Source organism: uncultured Rikenella sp. (genome assembly GCF_948810725.1).
GTDB lineage: Bacteria > Bacteroidota > Bacteroidia > Bacteroidales > Rikenellaceae > Rikenella.
Genome location: NZ_CAQIVA010000015.1, coordinates 1 through 17,694 on the forward strand (window position 1 = coordinate 1; position 17,694 = coordinate 17,694).

The 17,694-nt window shown below is 60.5% G+C and carries 14 protein-coding genes; 7 read left to right on the forward strand and 7 right to left on the reverse strand.

Annotation, left to right across the window (positions count from 1 at the left end; translation table 11 throughout):
- Window positions 1-540: 540 nt before the first annotated feature.
- On the reverse strand, window positions 541-969 hold the full coding sequence (locus Q9S52_RS06015; protein ID WP_294593605.1) for a type II 3-dehydroquinate dehydratase: 429 nt from the start codon (window positions 967-969) through the stop codon (window positions 541-543).
- Between the two features lie 124 nt (window positions 970-1,093).
- Here Q9S52_RS06015 and xerA point away from each other — a divergent pair, with 124 nt between their 5' ends.
- The 3 genes from xerA (at window position 1,094) to ilvB (ending at window position 5,794) form a co-directional block, all read left to right on the forward strand.
- Window positions 1,094-2,071, forward strand: a complete 978-nt coding sequence (gene xerA, locus Q9S52_RS06020) for a site-specific tyrosine recombinase/integron integrase (RefSeq protein ID WP_304708487.1) — start codon at window positions 1,094-1,096, stop codon at window positions 2,069-2,071.
- Window positions 2,072-2,196: 125 nt separating this feature from the next.
- A complete protein-coding gene (gene ilvD / locus Q9S52_RS06025; protein ID WP_304708488.1) occupies window positions 2,197-4,029 on the forward strand; it encodes a dihydroxy-acid dehydratase in 1,833 nt (610 codons plus the stop codon).
- Between the two features lie 25 nt (window positions 4,030-4,054).
- Entirely contained in the window at window positions 4,055-5,794 is a 1,740-nt protein-coding gene (gene ilvB / locus Q9S52_RS06030) for a biosynthetic-type acetolactate synthase large subunit (protein ID WP_297623848.1), read from the forward strand.
- Window positions 5,795-6,133: 339 nt separating this feature from the next.
- Here ilvB and Q9S52_RS06035 read toward each other — a convergent pair whose 3' ends face one another.
- Entirely contained in the window at window positions 6,134-6,493 is a 360-nt protein-coding gene (locus Q9S52_RS06035) for a hypothetical protein (RefSeq protein ID WP_297623845.1), read from the reverse strand.
- 136 nt (window positions 6,494-6,629) lie between these two features.
- On the opposite strand from Q9S52_RS06035, the gene ilvN reads away from it, so the two are divergent.
- Together ilvN and ilvC are read left to right on the forward strand one after the other, a co-directional pair.
- Window positions 6,630-7,175 (forward strand): acetolactate synthase small subunit, encoded by a 546-nt coding sequence (ilvN, locus tag Q9S52_RS06040; RefSeq protein WP_297829927.1) that lies wholly within the window; start codon window positions 6,630-6,632, stop codon window positions 7,173-7,175.
- A gap of 137 nt (window positions 7,176-7,312) precedes the next feature.
- Entirely contained in the window at window positions 7,313-8,362 is a 1,050-nt protein-coding gene (ilvC, locus tag Q9S52_RS06045; RefSeq protein ID WP_304708489.1) for a ketol-acid reductoisomerase, read from the forward strand.
- Window positions 8,363-8,431: 69 nt separating this feature from the next.
- Here the strand turns inward: ilvC and Q9S52_RS06050 are convergent, their stop codons facing one another.
- From Q9S52_RS06050 to Q9S52_RS06065, 4 genes are all read right to left on the reverse strand, one after another.
- Window positions 8,432-9,895: a leucine-rich repeat domain-containing protein gene (locus tag Q9S52_RS06050; RefSeq protein ID WP_304708490.1), complete on the reverse strand. Its 1,464-nt coding sequence runs from the start codon at window positions 9,893-9,895 to the stop codon at window positions 8,432-8,434.
- Between the two features lie 19 nt (window positions 9,896-9,914).
- Window positions 9,915-11,795, reverse strand: coding sequence for an ABC-F family ATP-binding cassette domain-containing protein (locus tag Q9S52_RS06055; RefSeq protein ID WP_304708491.1), 1,881 nt, complete (start codon window positions 11,793-11,795; stop codon window positions 9,915-9,917).
- A gap of 2 nt (window positions 11,796-11,797) precedes the next feature.
- The gene (locus Q9S52_RS06060) at window positions 11,798-12,259 is read right to left on the reverse strand and encodes a type I restriction enzyme HsdR N-terminal domain-containing protein (protein ID WP_294593621.1); all 462 of its coding nucleotides are present in this window, start codon (window positions 12,257-12,259) and stop codon (window positions 11,798-11,800) included.
- 1,240 nt (window positions 12,260-13,499) lie between these two features.
- Window positions 13,500-14,162, reverse strand: coding sequence for a superoxide dismutase (locus Q9S52_RS06065; RefSeq protein WP_304708492.1), 663 nt, complete (start codon window positions 14,160-14,162; stop codon window positions 13,500-13,502).
- A 233-nt stretch (window positions 14,163-14,395) separates the two neighbouring features.
- Here Q9S52_RS06065 and Q9S52_RS06070 point away from each other — a divergent pair, with 233 nt between their 5' ends.
- Complete coding sequence (locus Q9S52_RS06070; protein ID WP_304708493.1) at window positions 14,396-15,553, forward strand: metallophosphoesterase; 1,158 nt, start codon at window positions 14,396-14,398, stop codon at window positions 15,551-15,553.
- A 53-nt stretch (window positions 15,554-15,606) separates the two neighbouring features.
- Window positions 15,607-15,756 carry a hypothetical protein gene (locus Q9S52_RS06075; RefSeq protein WP_294592300.1) on the forward strand — a complete coding sequence of 50 codons (150 nt, stop codon included), beginning with the start codon at window positions 15,607-15,609 and terminating at the stop codon, window positions 15,754-15,756.
- A 206-nt stretch (window positions 15,757-15,962) separates the two neighbouring features.
- Here Q9S52_RS06075 and Q9S52_RS06080 read toward each other — a convergent pair whose 3' ends face one another.
- A complete protein-coding gene (locus tag Q9S52_RS06080; RefSeq protein ID WP_304708494.1) occupies window positions 15,963-17,633 on the reverse strand; it encodes a formate--tetrahydrofolate ligase in 1,671 nt (556 codons plus the stop codon).
- Window positions 17,634-17,694: the final 61 nt, after the last annotated feature.

A 17,694-nucleotide genomic window follows, 5' to 3' on the forward strand; every position in this document is an offset into this window, starting at 1 on the left:
CCGTGGACGGGAAATGCTGGCGCATTTCAACTGGCAGCCTCGGCCCAATTCCTCGTCCCATTCTTTGTTCGCGCGCCTGCGCGATTCATTTATATTCGGCTAACCGCCGAAATAGCTGAATCGCTTCTTTAGGCGACGGCGCGCGGTCGAGCTTTGTCCCGCCTGAAACTGCCCTGCGCGGGCGGCGTCCGGTTAGTAAAGCAAAGACAACCCTAACAAAACGCCCGATGGGCGCACCGGCGGGACGGAGCGATACTGCGTATCGCTTAATCTGTTCGGCCCAGTTCTTCGATGCGCGCCGGGGGAAATCCTCTCAAAACGCGCAAGCGCATTTTGACGATTTCCCTCTTTAGGCGGCGCGCGAGCAACTGGAATAACGGCCGCGCGCCATGACGCGAACGCGTCGGCCAAGCGGGCCACACTTAGTAAGGCAGAGACAACCCTAACAAAACACCCAACGGGTGCGTGGACGGGCGAAACTACGTTTCGCTATGGCAGCCTCAGCCTAAAACCAGCAACCCGCGCCCCACACGGCAACCCCTACAGGAAGCTCCGTATCGCCAGCCGATAGGAATCGAGCCCGAAGCCCATGATCGACCCTCTGCACCTCGGCGCGATCAGCGAGACATGGCGAAACTCCTCCCGCGCCAGGATGTTCGAGATATGCACCTCCACCGTTCCCAGTCCGCATCCCGCCACCGCCCCCACCGCATCCGCCAGCGCCACCGACGTATGCGTATACCCCCCCGCATTGAGCACCACCCCGTCGTAAATTTCCCTCGCCCCGTGGATCGCATCGATCAACACCCCCTCCACATTCGACTGAACATAATCCAGCTCCGCCACCCCCTCGAACTCCGCCACCAGCTCCGTCAGGTAATCCTCGAACGTCCGCGAACCATACACCTCCCGATCCCGCACCCCCAGCAAATTGAGATTCGGCCCGTTGATAATCAATATCTTTTTCATGAATTCTCCGATGAGACGTCAAATTTAGTGCAAATTTAGGTAATTTAGCCCCATCCGAACGTATTTTCGCCAGCCCCGCGCCCCGGCAGCACAACCACCCGCGCCCGGCAACCCGCCCCGAACCATGAACACCCCCACCCCCGCCACCGCCTGGCAACAAGCCCTGGACAACTACCGCGACTACCTTCGATTCGAGCGGAACCTCTCCACCCACAGCATCGAAGCCTACCACCGCGACGCCACCCGCCTCGCCTCCTTTCTGCTCTCCCGGCCCCGCCCCGTCCCCCCCGAGCGCGTCACCCCCGCCGACATCGAAACCTTCATGTCCCACCTTTACGACAGCGGCGCCGGCGACTCCACCCAAGCCCGCACCCTGAGCGGCATCCGGAGTTTTTTCGCCTACCTCCTCCACGCCGACCTTATCGACACCCTCCCCACCGAACTCATCGACTCCCCCCGGATCGCCCGCCGCCTGCCCGACACCCTCTCCTACGACGAAATCCGGCGCATGCTCGACACCATCGACCTGAGCACCCCCCTCGGCCACCGCAACCGCGCCATCCTCGAAGTACTCTACTGCTGCGGCCTCCGCGTCAGCGAGTTAGTCACCCTCCGCCTGAGCGACCTCTTCACCGCCGACCACGTCATCCGCGTGACCGGGAAAGGGAACAAACAACGCCTCGTCCCCATCGCCCCCCCCGCCCTCCGTCAACTCGAACTCTACCTCTCCCGGCGCCACGAACAACCCGTCCAGTCCGACTCCTCCGACATCCTCTTCCTCAACCGCAACGGCCACCAGCTCACCCGCGTGATGATCTTCACCATCATCCGCCGCATCGCCGCCGCCGCCGGCATCACCAAGACCATCAGCCCCCACACCCTCCGCCACTCCTTCGCCACCCACCTGCTCCAGGGCGGCGCCGACATCCGCGCCGTACAAGAGCTGCTGGGCCACGAATCCATCCTCACCACCGAGATCTACACCCACCTCGAACTGCGCGACCTTCGGAGCGCCCTGGAGCTCCACCCCCTCGCCCACCCCTCCGCGAGCGACAAAAAAGACCCGCTTGACACCGAAGAAAAACAAGACACAACAGACTAAAAATAAGTTTATTATAGAATACAATTCCCCATTGGAATCCGTAAACCCCTCCGAACTCCCTTTTGGGTCGGAGGGGTTTATGTTCTTCATTTGTACCGGCAAAGAAGCCCAAAACGCAAACCACCATGAGACCCTTACGCAGCGACGTCAGCACCCGTGGCCGCCGGATGGCCGGCGCCCGTAGCCTTTGGCGCGCCAACGGAATGAAAGAAGAGCACTTCGGCCAGCCCGTGATCGGCATCGTGAACTCCTTCACCCAATTCGTGCCCGGCCACACCCACCTGCACCGCATCGGTCAGGAGCTCAAACAGCTCATCGAAGCCGAAGGATGCTACGCCGCCGAATTCGACACCATCGCCATCGACGACGGCATCGCCATGGGTCACGACGGGATGCTCTACTCCCTGCCCTCGCGCGACCTGATCGCCGACTCCGTGGAATACATGTGCCAGGCCCACACCGTCGACGCCATCGTCTGCATCTCGAACTGCGACAAGATCACCCCCGGGATGCTGATGGCCGCCATGCGGCTGAACATCCCGGCCGTATTCGTGAGCGGCGGGCCGATGGAGGCGGGGATCGTGGACGGAGAGGCCTATGACCTCATCGACGTGATGGTCAAAGGCGCCGACCCGAGTATATCCGACGCCCAGCTCTCGAAAATCGAACGCCACGCCTGTCCGACCTGCGGCTCCTGCTCCGGGATGTTCACCGCCAACTCCATGAACTGCCTTACAGAAGCCTTGGGACTTTCGCTGCCCGGGAACGGAACGATCGTCGCCACCCATACGAACCGCCGGAAACTCTTCGAATCCGCCGCGAAACTGATTGTCAAGAACGCCCGCGACTACTATTTCAACGACAACGACAGCGTTCTTCCGCGGTCTATCGCGACCAAGCAGGCCTTTCTCAACGCCATGAGCCTCGACATCGCCATGGGCGGGTCGACCAACACCGTGCTGCACCTGTTGGCTGTGGCACAGGAGGCCGGCGTAGACTTCACCATGCACGACATCGACGCCTTGTCGAGAAAATTGCCCGTGCTGTGTAAAGTGGCCCCCAACCACTCCTCCTATCACATACAGGAAGTCAACCGCGCCGGCGGGATTATGGCCATCCTCGGCATCCTGCTTCGCGCAGGCCTGATCGACGGCACCGTGAAACGCGCCGACGGCTTGACCCTGGCAGAGGCAGTGGCCCGGTACGATATCGCCAACCTCGGAGCCAGTGCCCGGGGCGAAGAGACCGAACGCTACCTCTCCGCCCCCGGGAACCTGCCCGAAGTCAACACCCACTTGGGGTCTCAGGACGCGATGTACCCCGACTACGACCGGAATCGGGCCACGGGGTGTATTCGCGACATCGAACACGCTTATATGAAAGACGGCGGACTGGCGGTGCTCTACGGAAATATTGCGAAAGACGGGTGTATCGTGAAGACCGCCGGCGTCGACGCCTCCATCCTCGTATTCGAAGGGACAGCCCGCGTTTTCGACTCCCAGGAACAGGCCAGCAAAGGGATATTGGACGGGACAGTCAAGGCAGGAGACGTCGTGATTATCCGCTACGAAGGGCCGCGAGGCGGGCCGGGGATGCAAGAGATGCTCTACCCCACCTCCTACCTCAAGACCGTCAAACTCGACAAAGCTTGCGCCCTGCTGACCGACGGTCGATTTTCCGGCGGGACATCGGGACTTTCGATCGGCCACTGCTCGCCCGAAGCCGCCGCCGGCGGCCTGATCGCCGCCGTCGAAGACGGCGATCCCATTCGGATCGACATCCCCAACCGCTCCATATCCCTGGCCGTCTCCGACGACATTTTGGCCCGGCGCATGGAACGCATTCAGTCGAACGGCGGCTTCCGTCCCCAGCGGGAACGCACCGTGAGCAAAGCCCTGCGCGCCTATGCCCACATGGTCTCCTCCGCCGACAAAGGCGCCGTCCGGATCGTCGAATAGTCCCCAACCACCAGATACCAGAGTCATGAGATATACCGAAAAAGCACATATCAGCGGCGCCGAAGCCCTCCTCTCCTCCCTGATCAACCAGGGCGTCGAGACCGTCTTCGGCTACCCCGGCGGGAGCATCACCCCCGTTTACGACCGGTTGCAGGACTACCCCGAACTGCGTCACCTCCTGACGCGGCACGAGCAGGGTGCCGTCCACGCCGCCCAAGGCTACGCCCGCGTCTCGAACCGCACCGGCGTCTGCATGGCCACCTCGGGACCGGGAGCGACCAATTTGCTGACCGGGATCGCCGACGCCATGCTCGACTCCACCCCGATCGTCTGCCTCTCCGCACAAGTGCCGTCAACGGCCTTGGGAACCGACTTCTTCCAAGAGGCCGATATGATTAATATGACCGTCCCGATCACCAAGTGGAACTACCAGGTGACCCGCTTCGACGAGATCGTACCCACCATCGCCAAAGCATTTTATATCGCCGGATCAGGACGTCCCGGCCCCGTGTACATCGAATTCACCAAAGACGCCTTGACCGCCGTCGGCGACTACCGTTGGGAACCCTGCACCGGCATCCGGAGCTACCACCCCAATCCGACCATCGATCCCGACGCCGTGCGCGACGCCCTCACCCTGCTCAACGAAGCCGAGCGGCCCTTGATCCTCGTGGGGAACGGCGTGAAAATTTCCGGTGCCGAACAGGAAGTGCTCCGTTTGGCCGAAGCCGGAAATATTCCCGTAGCCTCGACCCTGATGGGCCTTTCGAGCATCCCGAGCGACCATCCTTTATATATCGGTATGGTCGGCATGCACGGGAACGTATCCGGCAACCTCATGACCCAGGAATCCGATCTTCTGCTCGCCATCGGCATGCGCTTCAGCGACCGCGTGACCGGCAACCTGAAGACCTACGCCCCGAAAGCGAAAGTGATCCATATCGAGATCGACCCCGTCGAGATCGACAAGAACGTCCGCACCGACCTCGCCCTGCTCGGCGACGCCCGCGAAGCCCTGACCGCTTTGCTCTGTGCCGGCGATATCGTCCGGAAACCCCGCGAAGCATGGTTTGCCCAGGCCGCCTCCCATGCCGCCGTCGAAGAAGAGCGCGTCATCCGGCGTCAATTGCAACCCGAACGGGATACACTGACCATGGGCGAGACCGTCCGCGCCGTGGCAGAAGCCACCGGCGGCGAAGCCGTCGTCGTGACCGACGTCGGCCAGCACCAGATGATGGCCGCCCGCTACTCGTTATACAGACACACCCGGAGCTTAGTGACCTCCGGCGGCTTGGGAACCATGGGCTACGGTCTGCCCGCCGCCATCGGCGCGAAAGTCGCCCTCGACGAAACCGCCCGTCGGGATGGAGAGGAACACGGGCGCGACGTAGTCGCCTTCCTCGGCGACGGCGGTTTCCAGATGACCATCCAGGAGCTCGGCACCATGATCCACTGGGGCATCCCCGTGAAAGTCGTCGTTCTGAACAACACCTTCCTCGGGATGGTACGCCAGTGGCAGCAGCTGTTTATGGAGAAGCGCTACAACGCCACCGAGCTCGTAAACCCCGACTTCGTCCGGATCGCCGGTGCCTACGATATTCCCGCCCGTCGCGTGATCGACCGGAGCGAGCTGCAAGCCGCCGTCGGGGAGATGTTCGCCACCCCCGGCCCCTACTTTTTGGAAGTCGCCGTCGGGAAAGAAGACAACGTTTTTCCGATGATCCCCGGCGGCGCCTCGTTAGACGACCTACTCTACAGCGAGTGACCGGCATCATTAGGAAAGAGATTCTCAATAGTCCATTGCGGACACAGACAGAGTCCCTTGAGTCCTGCGGAGCCTAAGGAGTAGCGTAGCTATCACGAAAGTTCTTTGGGTACCTTTCTTTCAAGAAAGGTACGGTTCTATCCGGGTCAAAGCTTGACCCGCGCGCGACCGCTGGATAAGGAAATCATTCAAACGCGAATCACGCGTTTGAATAAGATTTCCGCCAGCGCGCGGAACAGAGAACGGGACGAAAATTTGGGCCAACACAGCCCATTGCCCACCGCGGGCCCGCGCGGCCCGAGCGCAGTACCCTCTTGTAGGACATACGCGCGCCGCCGCCTAAAGGAGCGATTCAGCGATTTCGGCGGTTAGCCGAAAGAGAATGAATCGCGCAGGCGCGCGAAAAAAGAACTGGGCCACCGGCAGCTGGAGGATGCGAAGCATCCGTCTAAAGTTTTTCTGGTTCTCTTTGTTCACAAAGAGAACAGTTCTAGCCGGGGCAATGACCAGATCGCGCGCCTGCGCGAATAAAGTCTCCCGCGCGCGACAGCTGGGAAGGGCAATCGTCAAAATGCGCTTGCGCGTTTTGACAAGATTTCCAAGGCGCGCAAAAAAGGTGCGCGGACAAAAAAGGCTTGCGAACAACGCTCGCCACCGCCCCATGACAAAAACGCCCATGTATAAAAAAAGTTTATACATTTTGCAGCAATCTTTAAACAAAAAGTATAAAGTTGCAACAATGTTTAAACATTCCGCGAATAACAGACCTTACGAATTGAATACCAACCCCATCGATTACAACATTACCCGTAATCGACCAACCACAGAGAGACCTATGGCCCCCACCCGCGACACCGACCCCACCATCCGCGAATATATCATCACCGTCTTCACCGAAAACCAAGTCGGCGTCCTCGGTCGGATCACCTCCATCTTCACCCGTCGCAAGATCAACATCGAGAGCCTGAAAGTGAGCGAAACCGCCGTGAAAGGGATCAGCATGTTCACCATCCACGCCTTCACCAGCGAAGACACCGCCCGCCGCGTGCTGAGCGGCATCGAACGCATCGTCGAAGTGCTCCGCGCCGACAAATACCGCGCCTGCGACGTCACCACCCAACAGATCGCCCTCTACAAAGTCTCCCCCGACGCCTTCCGCCACAGCGGCGACACCCCCCTGAAAGAACACAACGCCCGCGTGATCGAAATCAACCCCGCCTACATCGTTCTCGAACGCACCGGCACCAAAGAAGAGATCGAATCCCTGCGCGACCACCTCCAAACCAGCGGCATGCTTCTTCAATTCACCCGCTCCGAGAACCTCGTCCTGCACGACCCCTCCGTGGAAAACGTCCTCGGCCAGCTCGCCGCAGGCGAATGACCCGGCACCTTTCGTCCGAAGCGATTTTTCATGTAATAAACAGGTACGGCACATCGCAACTTCGCCAATAAATCCCTACCTTTACCCCACACACCGAAACCACAAAAACAGACACATAAAAAAACAACCACAAACAAATGGCAAAAATCAACTTCGGCGGCGTAGAAGAAAGCGTCGTCACCCGCGAAGAATTCCCGCTGAGCAAAGCGAAAGAGATCCTGAAAGACGAAACCATCGCCGTCATCGGTTACGGCGTTCAAGGGCCCGGCCAGGCCATGAACCTGCGCGACAACGGCTTCAACGTCATCGTCGGCCAGCGCAAGAACTCCAAGACCTGGGACAAAGCCGTCGCCGACGGCTGGGTACCCGGCCAGACCCTCTTCGAGATCGAAGAAGCCTGCGAAAAAGGCACCATCATCCAGTTCCTCCTCTCCGACGCCGGCCAGATCACCCTCTGGCCCACCGTCAAGAAACACCTGACACCCGGGAAAGCCTTGTACTTCTCCCACGGCTTCGGGATCACCTATAAGGAAAAGACAGGGATCGTGCCCCCTGCCGATGTCGACGTCATCCTCGTCGCACCGAAAGGGTCCGGGACTTCTCTGCGTCGGATGTTCGTGGCAGGACGCGGGCTGAACTCCAGCTTCGCCGTCTTCCAGGACGCGACAGGCAAAGCGAAAGACCGTGTGCTGGCTCTTGGGATCGGCGTCGGCTCAGGCTACCTCTTCGAAACCGACTTCAAACGCGAAGTCTACTCCGACCTGACCGGCGAACGCGGCACCCTGATGGGCGCCATTCAAGGGATCTTTGCCGCACAATACCAAGTACTGCGCGAGAATGGGCACACCCCCTCCGAAGCCTTCAACGAAACCATCGAAGAGCTCACCCAATCCCTGATGCCGCTCGTAGCCGAAAACGGGATGGACTGGATGTACGCCAACTGCTCCACCACCGCCCAGCGCGGCGCCCTGGACTGGTGGAAACCCTTCCGGGATGCGACATTGCCGGTATTCCAGAAACTCTACAGCGAAGTAGCCAACGGGAACGAAGCCCAGCGTTCGATCGACTGCAACTCGAAACCCGACTACCGCGAAGGGCTCGAAAAAGAGCTCAAAGAGTTGCGCGAGAGCGAGATGTGGCAAGCAGGGATGACCGTGCGCAAATTGCGTCCGGAGAACAACAGATAGATAGTTATCTATCTGATTTACAAACAATTATGGGGTGTATTCCGATCGAAATACACCCCATAATGCTATTTATCCCTCCCCACCCGAACTGCGCCGGAACCTCCAATACTCCTCATCCTCCTCACCCCCCACCTCCCACTCCGTCAGCACCACCCTCCACCCCTTCCGTTCCGCCCGCTCATAATCGCCCGCCGCCTCCCGATCAACCCGAATTGAACTCCCAGTCCCCGTCTCCCTCCTCCCCTGCGGCAACGCCTCATAAATCCGCTCCATCCCCTCCGCCGCCAGCCGATTCCCATAACACTCCAACGAGACCAGCCGCTCATTGCCCCCCACAACCAGCTCCGTCATCCCATTTTTATCGCACGCCAGCCGTTCCAGCCACCCGTTCCGACTCACATCCAGCCCCTTGAGCGCATTTCGATAACACAACAACTGCCGCAACCTCGGCAATCCGCTGACATCCAGCACCGTCAGTTCATTCCCGTCGCACTTCAACTCCTCGAGCGCCTCATTTCCGCCGAGCTCCAGCCTCCCGATCCGATTCCGGTAACACCACAACCGCTCCAACTTCGGATTCCGCGACACATCCAACTCCGTCAGCCCGTTATCCGAGACCCACACCTCCTCCAACTCCGGATTGTGCGTCACATCCAACCCCCTCAGCTCCGCATGCCGACACGACAACCTCCTCAACCTCCCGTTCCCGCTCACATCCAGCTCCGTCAGCGGATTGCCCTCACAATCCAACTCCTCCAACTCCGGACAATGCGTCACATCCAACGCCGACAGCTCATTACTGCCGCAGTTCAACACCCTCAGCCTCCCGTTCCCGCTCACATCCAGCTCCGTCAAATTGCTCCCCATACACTCCAGCACCTCCAGCTCCGGACACCCGCCGACCTCCAGCCTCCGAAGCTCCGGCCAGTTCCCCCCCAGATCCAACACCCTCAGTCTCCGATTTTTCGACAGCTCCACCCCCTCCAATCGATTAAAATCCGCCTTCAGCACCTCCAACTCCGGACACCCGCCGACCTCCAGCCCCCTCAAGTCATTCCCCGAACAAATCAGTATTTTCAGCCGCGCCAGAGCCCCGACCTCCAACTCCGACAAGCGATTATGCGAACAATCCAACACCTCCAGCCTCGTCAACCGCCCCAGCTCCGGCAGCATCCCCCTCATCCCGCCGCACTCCCACCTCCTGAGCCCCTCGCACCCCTCCATCGAGAGCTCCGAGAAACCAGTCTCCTCCGCCTCCTCCCTCCCGCACCCGAACTGCCACAACTCGCCCTCCTCTCCCACGATCCGGATCCGATACCTCCCCCTCCGTCGATACGTATGCCCGCAATTCCCCCCCTCCAGCGTCTCCGGCATCCTCTCTCCCCGCTCCACCGTCCCGTCCCCCCAGTCGATCATATAGCGTCCCGTTCCCGCCACCGCGAACCGGAAGCGATTCCGTTCCGGCCGATTTTTGTACCTCCTGACATACCGTGCCGTAAAGGCCAGCGTCCACCTGTTCAGCCCTTTGTCCATACTCGTTTTCTCCCATCCGTTAGAGTTCCGAGAGCTCCAGCCAGCGCATCGACTTGACATCGATTTCATCGATCAGCGCCGCGATCCGTTCCGACTTGGCGATCAGCTCCTCGGTAGACAGAGAGCCGCTGCTCATCGCCGCCTCGATAGCCGCCTTCTCCGCCTCCAGCCGCGGAATCTCCTCGCCCAACAGCTCGAACTCCCGTTTCTCGTTGAACGACAGCTTTCCCTTGACCCGCTCCTTCAGCCTCTCCGCCGCCGGCGCCGCCCCCTTCGGAGCCGCCGCCACCGCCTTGGCCGTCGCCGCCCGCTCCGCCTCCCGCTCCCTTTGCCGGCTGCGGTAATCCGTATAGTTGCCCGGAAAATCCTCGATCCGCCCCTCGCCGTGGAACACCAGCAGGTGATCCGCCACCTTGTCCATGAAATAGCGGTCGTGCGACACCACGATCAGACACCCCGAAAACGCCGCCAGATACTCCTCCAGCACATTGAGCGTCTGGATATCCAGGTCGTTCGTCGGCTCGTCCAGCACCAGGAAGTTCGGATTCGCCATCAGAATCGTGCAGAGATAGAGCCGCCGCCGTTCGCCCCCGCTCAACTTCGCCACATAGTCGTACTGCGCCTGCCGCGAGAAGAGGAACCGCGTCAGGAGCTGCGACGCGCTGATCTGTTTGCCGTCGCTTAGGGTGATATTCTCCGAAATGGCCGTGATGACGTCAATCACCCGCGCCTCCGGGTCGAACTCCAGCCCCTGCTGGCTGTAATAGCCGAACCGCACCGTCTCGCCGACATCGATCACCCCGCTGTCGGCCGGTTCGAGACCGAGGAGCATCTTGATGAAAGTCGACTTCCCCGTGCCGTTGTTCCCCACGATCCCCATCTTCTCGTAGCGCGCGAAGAGGTAGCTGAAGTCGTTGAGAATCACCCGCTCACCGAACCGTTTGGAGAGGTGCAGCGCCTCGAAAATCTTCTTCCCGATATAGGTCTGCCGCACGTCCAACTGCACCTCCGCCTCGTTTCGCCTCACGTGCGCCTTCTCCTTAATCTCCTGAAAGGCGTCGATCCTGTATTTCGCCTTTCCCGACCGCGCCGAGGGCGTGCGGCGTATCCACTCCAACTCCCTGCGGTAGAGGTTTTTCATCCTCGCCACCGTCGCGTCCGCCGCGTCGATCCGCTCCTGCCGTTTTTCGAGGTAGTAGCTGTAATTGCCTTTGTAGCTGTAGATTCGGCGGTCGTCGATTTCGAGGATTTCGTTGCAGACCCGGTCGAGGAAATAACGGTCGTGGGTCACCATCAGCAGACTCATGCGCCGCCCGGCGAGGTATTCTTCCAACCATTCGGTCATTTCGAGGTCGAGGTGGTTGGTCGGCTCGTCGAGGATCAGCAATTCGGGCTCGACGATCAGCGCCGCGGCCAGCGCCACCCGCTTGAGCTGCCCTCCCGAGAGCGTTTCGACCCGCTGTTCGAGGTCGGTGATCTGCAACCGGCTGAGAATCTGCTTGGCCCGCTGTTCGAAGTCCCACGCCCCGAGCGCCTCCATCCGGGGGAACAGGGCGTCGAGCGCCGCCGTGTCGTTCCGGGCCAGAGCCTGTTCATACTGCGCCAAAGTCCGGACGGTTTCGTTTTCGCCCTGAAAACAGGCCTCCAGCACGGTCGTTCCGGCCGGAAACTGCGGATTCTGTTCCAGATAGCCGACCCTCAGGTCGCGCCGGAAAACGACTGCGCCGCTGTCGTAGTCCATCCGGCCGGCAATGATATTGAGCAGGGTGGTCTTTCCGGCCCCGTTTGCGGCGATCAGGCCGATGCGCTCTCCTTCGTTGATGCCGAAAGCGATGTTTTCGAATAGGGTGCGCTCGCCGAAGGATTTGGTGAGCGACTCGACTTGCAGATGGATAGCCATATTTACAGTTGCGGTATTTCGTCGATGAAGCGGTAGCTCCGGGCGGCGTGGTCGATCTGGCAGCAGTAGTGACGCAACCCATTGGTCACCACTAAGTAAGGCACCCCGAGCCGGATGTTGTAGTGCGCCACCTGATTGAATACATCCTGTGTGATGGTCACTCCGGCGGCTTTGCATTCGACGACGAGCTGCGGTTCGGCCTGCCGGGAGTAGACGACGATGTCGGCACGCAGGGCGAATCCGTCGATACGGAGGGGTTGTTCCTGTACGATGCGGTAAGGGTCGATGCCGCGACTGCCGGTGAGAAAGCGGATAAAGTGCTGCCGCACCCACTCTTCGGGAGTGAGTACGAGCCATTTGCGCCGCAATGCGTCCCAGACTTCGGGTTTCGGTCCGGCGGCGCGGAGCCGCAGGTCGGCGGCCGGGAGATTCAGGGGGGGATATTTGTCGGGATCGAGCATCATGAGGTTGCAAAATAACGAAATTTTCGGGGCTTTTCGGCTCTCTTCGGAATCAGGCGTCGGAAATCCGGCGGGGGTAGAGGCTCCGTTAGCTGTTGGGGTAGAGGCGGCCAATCGGGAGTGCGGCACGCACCGCCCGCCCGGCGGACGCGTTCGCGCCACGGCGGGCGGCCTTTATTACTTAAAAGTAACCGCGCGCCACGCCTTAGGAGGGAAATCGTCAAAAAGCACGGACGCGTTTTGGCAAGATTTCCTCGGCGCGCATCGAAGAACAGGGCTGTCGGCAGCTTAAGGATGCGCAGCATCCGTCGAAAGTTTTTTTGGTTCTTTTTGTTCACAAAAAGAACAGTACCCTCAAACCATCGCGCGCCACGCCTGAAGAAGCGATTCAACTATTTCGGCGGTAGCCGAATATAGCTGAATCGCGCAAGGCGCGCGGACAAAGAACAGGCGCGCGAAAAAACTCGATCGTGTGGGAAAAATCCGTCGCCCGCCCGCTTAAAAAGGGATTTCACTCGTTTTGCGGTGAGCAAAATCGAGATGAAATTCCAGCGGGCGACGGAAATGCGGCGGAGCGATAGCGGAGCCGCAGTGGGGCGCACACGGGACAGTGCTTTGAGGGAGAGCGAATAGCGCGATTCGCAGAATCGCCGTCCTCGGCGAGGGCGACGCTATAGCGGCGCGTGGGGGGCGCGCCGAGGACGAACCTCGCAGAATGGGACGGCGAACAAGGCACTGCTTCTGCGATCTTTTGGGTCGCGGGCCGGACGCCGCAGCCCGAACCCGACAGAATTGGAGCAGAGCATTGGCTGTGCTTTGGGGCGGGTTGGACGCCCGGGCGGAACGCAACGAACATCGTGAGTTTGCGGGCCTCCCGAGGGGGAGGCGTCCGGCCCGAGCGGTTCTTCGAACCGCAGGAGCACAATTGTAGAGAGTGCCGGATTATTCAGGGTAGACCCGGCCATCTTTCGCGTGCCGCTCGGCTTATTCCGAGAGGCAACGCAACGGAAGACCGAAGGAGCGACTGTATATACGGTTAGGTAGAACATCTTGTGCATGAAACCATAGGAAATATCCGCGAATTCCGCTAACAGTGGAAGACCAACTACATCCGGCATTACAGAGATGCCACAGTGCGCCCCCACCGTCATTGCGGTAGCCCGGGGCGGCGAGGACAACAAACCAGAAGCAGCAGCCCGAGCGTTACTTAACGCTCGGGCTACTGCGTGCGTTCGCTGCGGACTTACCGCCGATCGTAACGCCGACCGATCGTCTTCCAATCCACCAAATCCCAATAGTTGGTGATGTATTCCGTCCGACGGTTGCGGTAATCGAGGTAATAGGAGTGTTCCCAGACATCCAGCCCCAACAGCGGAGTCAGGCCGTAACGCAACGGATTGCCCGCATTGGCGTCGGTCGTGATGCGGAGCTTACCCTCCCGGTCGGTCGCCAGCCACGCCCAGCCCGAACCGAAAAGTCCCGCTGCGGCTTTCGTGAATTGGGCCTTGAACTGGTCGAACGAGCCGAAATCACGGTCGATCGCCTCCGCCAGCGCTCCGGAAGGCCGGGTCTGCGGCGTCGGAGAGAGGCCCAGGAAGAACAATTCGTGGTTCAGCGCCTGGCCTGCGTTGTTGAAGATCGGCCCCTCGGGCGCTTTGCGGACGAGCTCTTCCAACGAGAGGGTCGCATACGGTGTCCCCAAAATCAGGGCATTCAGGTTGTCGAGGTAGGTCTGGTAGTGCTTTCCGTAGTGGAATTCAAGGGTTTCGCGGCTCATCTTCGGCGCGAGCGCGTCGAGCGTGTAGGGCAGTTTCGCAAGCCGGTGTTTCGGAGCGCTCTGGGCGAACGCCTCAGAGGCGAAGAGCCCCAAAAAAGCGAGGGCGGAGAGTAAAAGGTGCTTTTTCATAAGGGTTATGATAATCATTTGAGAGACTTGTATCGCAAACGGCGTGCCACACAGAGCTCCCCGTTTCTGCTTTTGCGCCCGTTCGCTGCCAGATTCCGAACGAAGAGACTACATTTACAGTCCGAACGCCCCGTCCGACAACTCCCCCTCTGATGACGACATCTCGCCCCCGCCGATAAAATAAAACCGGCCGCCGGACGTTAGCATTCAAAAAAATAAGGCACCCTTTCCGTATGATACCCCTCTTCATCGTCCTTTTTCTGCTTCTGCTGACGCTTCCCGACCTTTATATCTGGCTCACCTACGTGCGCGGCGTCGCGGGCGGACGGTGGACGATCGCCTACTGGGCACCGACCGCGCTGGCCTTCGTTGCGTTGGGTTGCTGGCTGGGCGGCGTGTGGCCCGAGGGGAGCGTCCGCCTCTTCTTCGGCCTGCTGATGTGCATCGCCGTACCGAAAGCCGTTTTCGCCCTCTTTTCGCTGGTCGGCCGAGGAGTCGGGCTCTTCGCGCCGCAGGCCGGAAAGATCGGGACAGTCGTCGGGATCGTCGCAGCGGTCGGGGTTTGCATAGCCTCTTACTACGGTTTCGCCCGCGGCTGGAAACGGCTCGTCATCCAGGAGACCACCGTGGTTTCAGCCGCCCTGCCCCCGGCATTCGACGGCTATCGCATCGTCCACCTCTCCGACCTGCACGTGGGAACGTACGGCAAGGATACGACCTACCTTTCCCGGCTCGTCGACCGGGTCGACGGGCTGCACCCCGATCTGATCGTCTTCACGGGCGACTTAGTGAATCTCTCGTCCGCTGAACTCGACCCGTTCCTCGGAGTGCTGTCCCGGCTTCGGGCACCGGACGGAGTCTATTCGGTACTCGGAAACCACGACTATTGCACCTATCGACGGCTCGACCGGCCGCACGAAGCGGCCCGCGACCATGCGGTATTGATCGACCACGAACGGGCGATGGGCTGGAACCTGCTGTTGAACGAACACCGGATGCTGCATCGGGGCAGGGACAGCATCGCCCTGATCGGCGTGGAGAACGACAGCCGGCCTCCCTTCCCTTCGCGAGGCGATCTTCCTCGGGCACTGCGCAGCGTGCCGAAGGGTGTTTTCCAGATTCTGCTGAGCCACGACCCGAGCCACTGGCGTCGCGAGGTGCTTCCCGCGAGCGACATCCAGCTCACCCTTTCGGGCCACACCCACGCCATGCAGCTGAAGGTAGGCCGTTTTTCGCCCTCGCGGTGGAGCTATCCGGAGTGGGGCGGGCTGTATCGCGAAGGCGACCGGCAACTTTTCGTTTCGTTGGGGCTGGGCGGCGCGATTCCGTTTCGGTTCGGCGCCTGGCCCGAGATCGACCTGCTGGTGCTGCAACGGGAATCAACAGAATAATCCGCCAACCGGCCCCGGGCTTCCGCTATTACACCTCGGGCACAACGATAGGTATGGGCAATGGCGGTTATAATTGGTCTTCCTCCTGCTCCGACTCAGGCACTCCGCACAGTTTCTACCTAAGTTTCAGCATGCCGGGAGTCTATTCCAGCGGAATGGATTACCGTACCTACGGTTTTCAGTTGCGTTGCCTCTCGGAATAAACGCGCCCAAAGGGCGTTTTAATGGCAGCCTCTGCCCCAGAGGGTTCTACCTCAATAACCGGGCCGCCTCTACCCTAATATCAAAGGACAACCTCCGCCCCAAGCAACCGACAGCCTCGACAAAGAGCAAAAAAGAGAGGCAGCCTGCGCACATGCAGGCTGCCTCTCCCGATAAAAACCACCGGTTCCCTCTGAATCCGGCCCCGTCAGAACAGACCCGAGATATTGCCCTCGTCGTCGATATCGATCGCCTCGGCCGCCGGCACCTCCGGCAGACCCGGCATCCGCATGATCTCGCCCGTAATCGGAATCAGAAAACCCGCCCCCGCCGCAATCTCGATGTCCCGCACCGTAATCACGAAATCCTTCGGACGCCCCAACAACGCCGGATTGTCCGACAACGACTTCTGCGTCTTGGCGATGCAGACCGCCAGCCCCGTGAGGCCCAAATCCGCAATGCGCTTCAGAGCCTGTTTCGCCTTGGGCGTGTATTCGACACCGTCCGCCCCGTAAATCCCCCGCGCGACCGTCTCCACCTTCTTCTCCACCGACTCGTCCAGCGGATAGAGCGGTCGGAAATCCGTCCGCCGCGCCTCCGTCGCCTCGACCACCAGCCGCGCCAGCTCCTCCGTTCCCGCGCCGCCCTCGCCCCAGACGTTCGCCACCGCACACGCCACACCGCGCATCGTGCAATAATCCTTGATGAACAGCAACTCCTCGTCGCTGTCCGTCACGAAACGGTTGATCGCCACCACCGGCGTCAGGTTGAACAGTCCGACGTTCTCGATATGCTTCTGAAGGTTTTCGATGCCCCGCTCCAGCGCCTCGACATTCGGCGTCTTGAGCTCGGCCAGCGGCTGCCCTCCGTGATATTTCAGCGCCCGCACCGTCGCCACTAGCACCACCGCGTTCGGAGCCAGCCCCGCCGCCCGGCACTTGATGTCGAGGAACTTTTCCGCCCCGAGGTCGCAGCCGAAGCCCGCCTCGGTCACCGTATAGTCCGTCAGCGAAAGCGACATCTCGGTGGCCAGCACCGTATTCGTCCCCTGGGCGATATTGGCGAACGGCCCGCCGTGGATCAACGCCGGCGTCCCCTCGATCGTCTGCACCAGATTGGGTTTGATGGCATCCTTCAGCAGTGCCGCCATCGCCCCCTCGGCATGCAGATCCCGCGCATAGATCGGTTTTTTATCATACGTAAAGCCGACGAAGATATTCCCCAGCCTGCGTTTGAGGTCGGCCGGCCCGGAAGCCAGACAGAGAATCGCCATCACCTCCGACGCCGCCGTGATATCGAACCCCGTCTCGCGCGGCACCCCGCCGGTCGTCCCCCCGAGCCCCGCCACCACCTCCCGCAACGAGCGGTCGTTCATATCCATCACCCGTTTCCAGGCGATCGTCCGCGGGTCGAGCCCCAACGAGCGGGTTTTGCTTTGCAAATTATTGTCGATCAACGCGGCCAGCAGGTTATGCGCCTTTTCGATCGCGGCGAAGTCGCCGGTAAAGTGGAGGTTGATCTCTTCCATCGGCAAGACCTGCGACCAGCCTCCGCCCGTCGCTCCGCCCTTGATGCCGAAGACCGGCCCGAGCGACGGTTCGCGCAGGACGACACACGAGCGTTTCCCGATCCGGTTCAGCGCCTGCGACAGGCCGATCGAAACGGTGGTCTTCCCCTCTCCCGCCGGGGTGGGAGAGATGGCCGAAACCAGAATCAGACGCGAATCGTGCATCCGGTTCCGATCGATGTATTTCAGCGGCACCTTGGCCTTGTACTTCCCGTACATTTCGAGGTCTTCGGGGTCGATGCCCAGCTGGCGGGCAATGTCGGCGATCGGTTTCATCCGCACCGACCGGGCGATTTCGATGTCCGTTTTCATAGCGTTCGTTTCGATTTTTAACAACCCGGGTTCGTTCGGGCAACCAAATATAACACCTTTT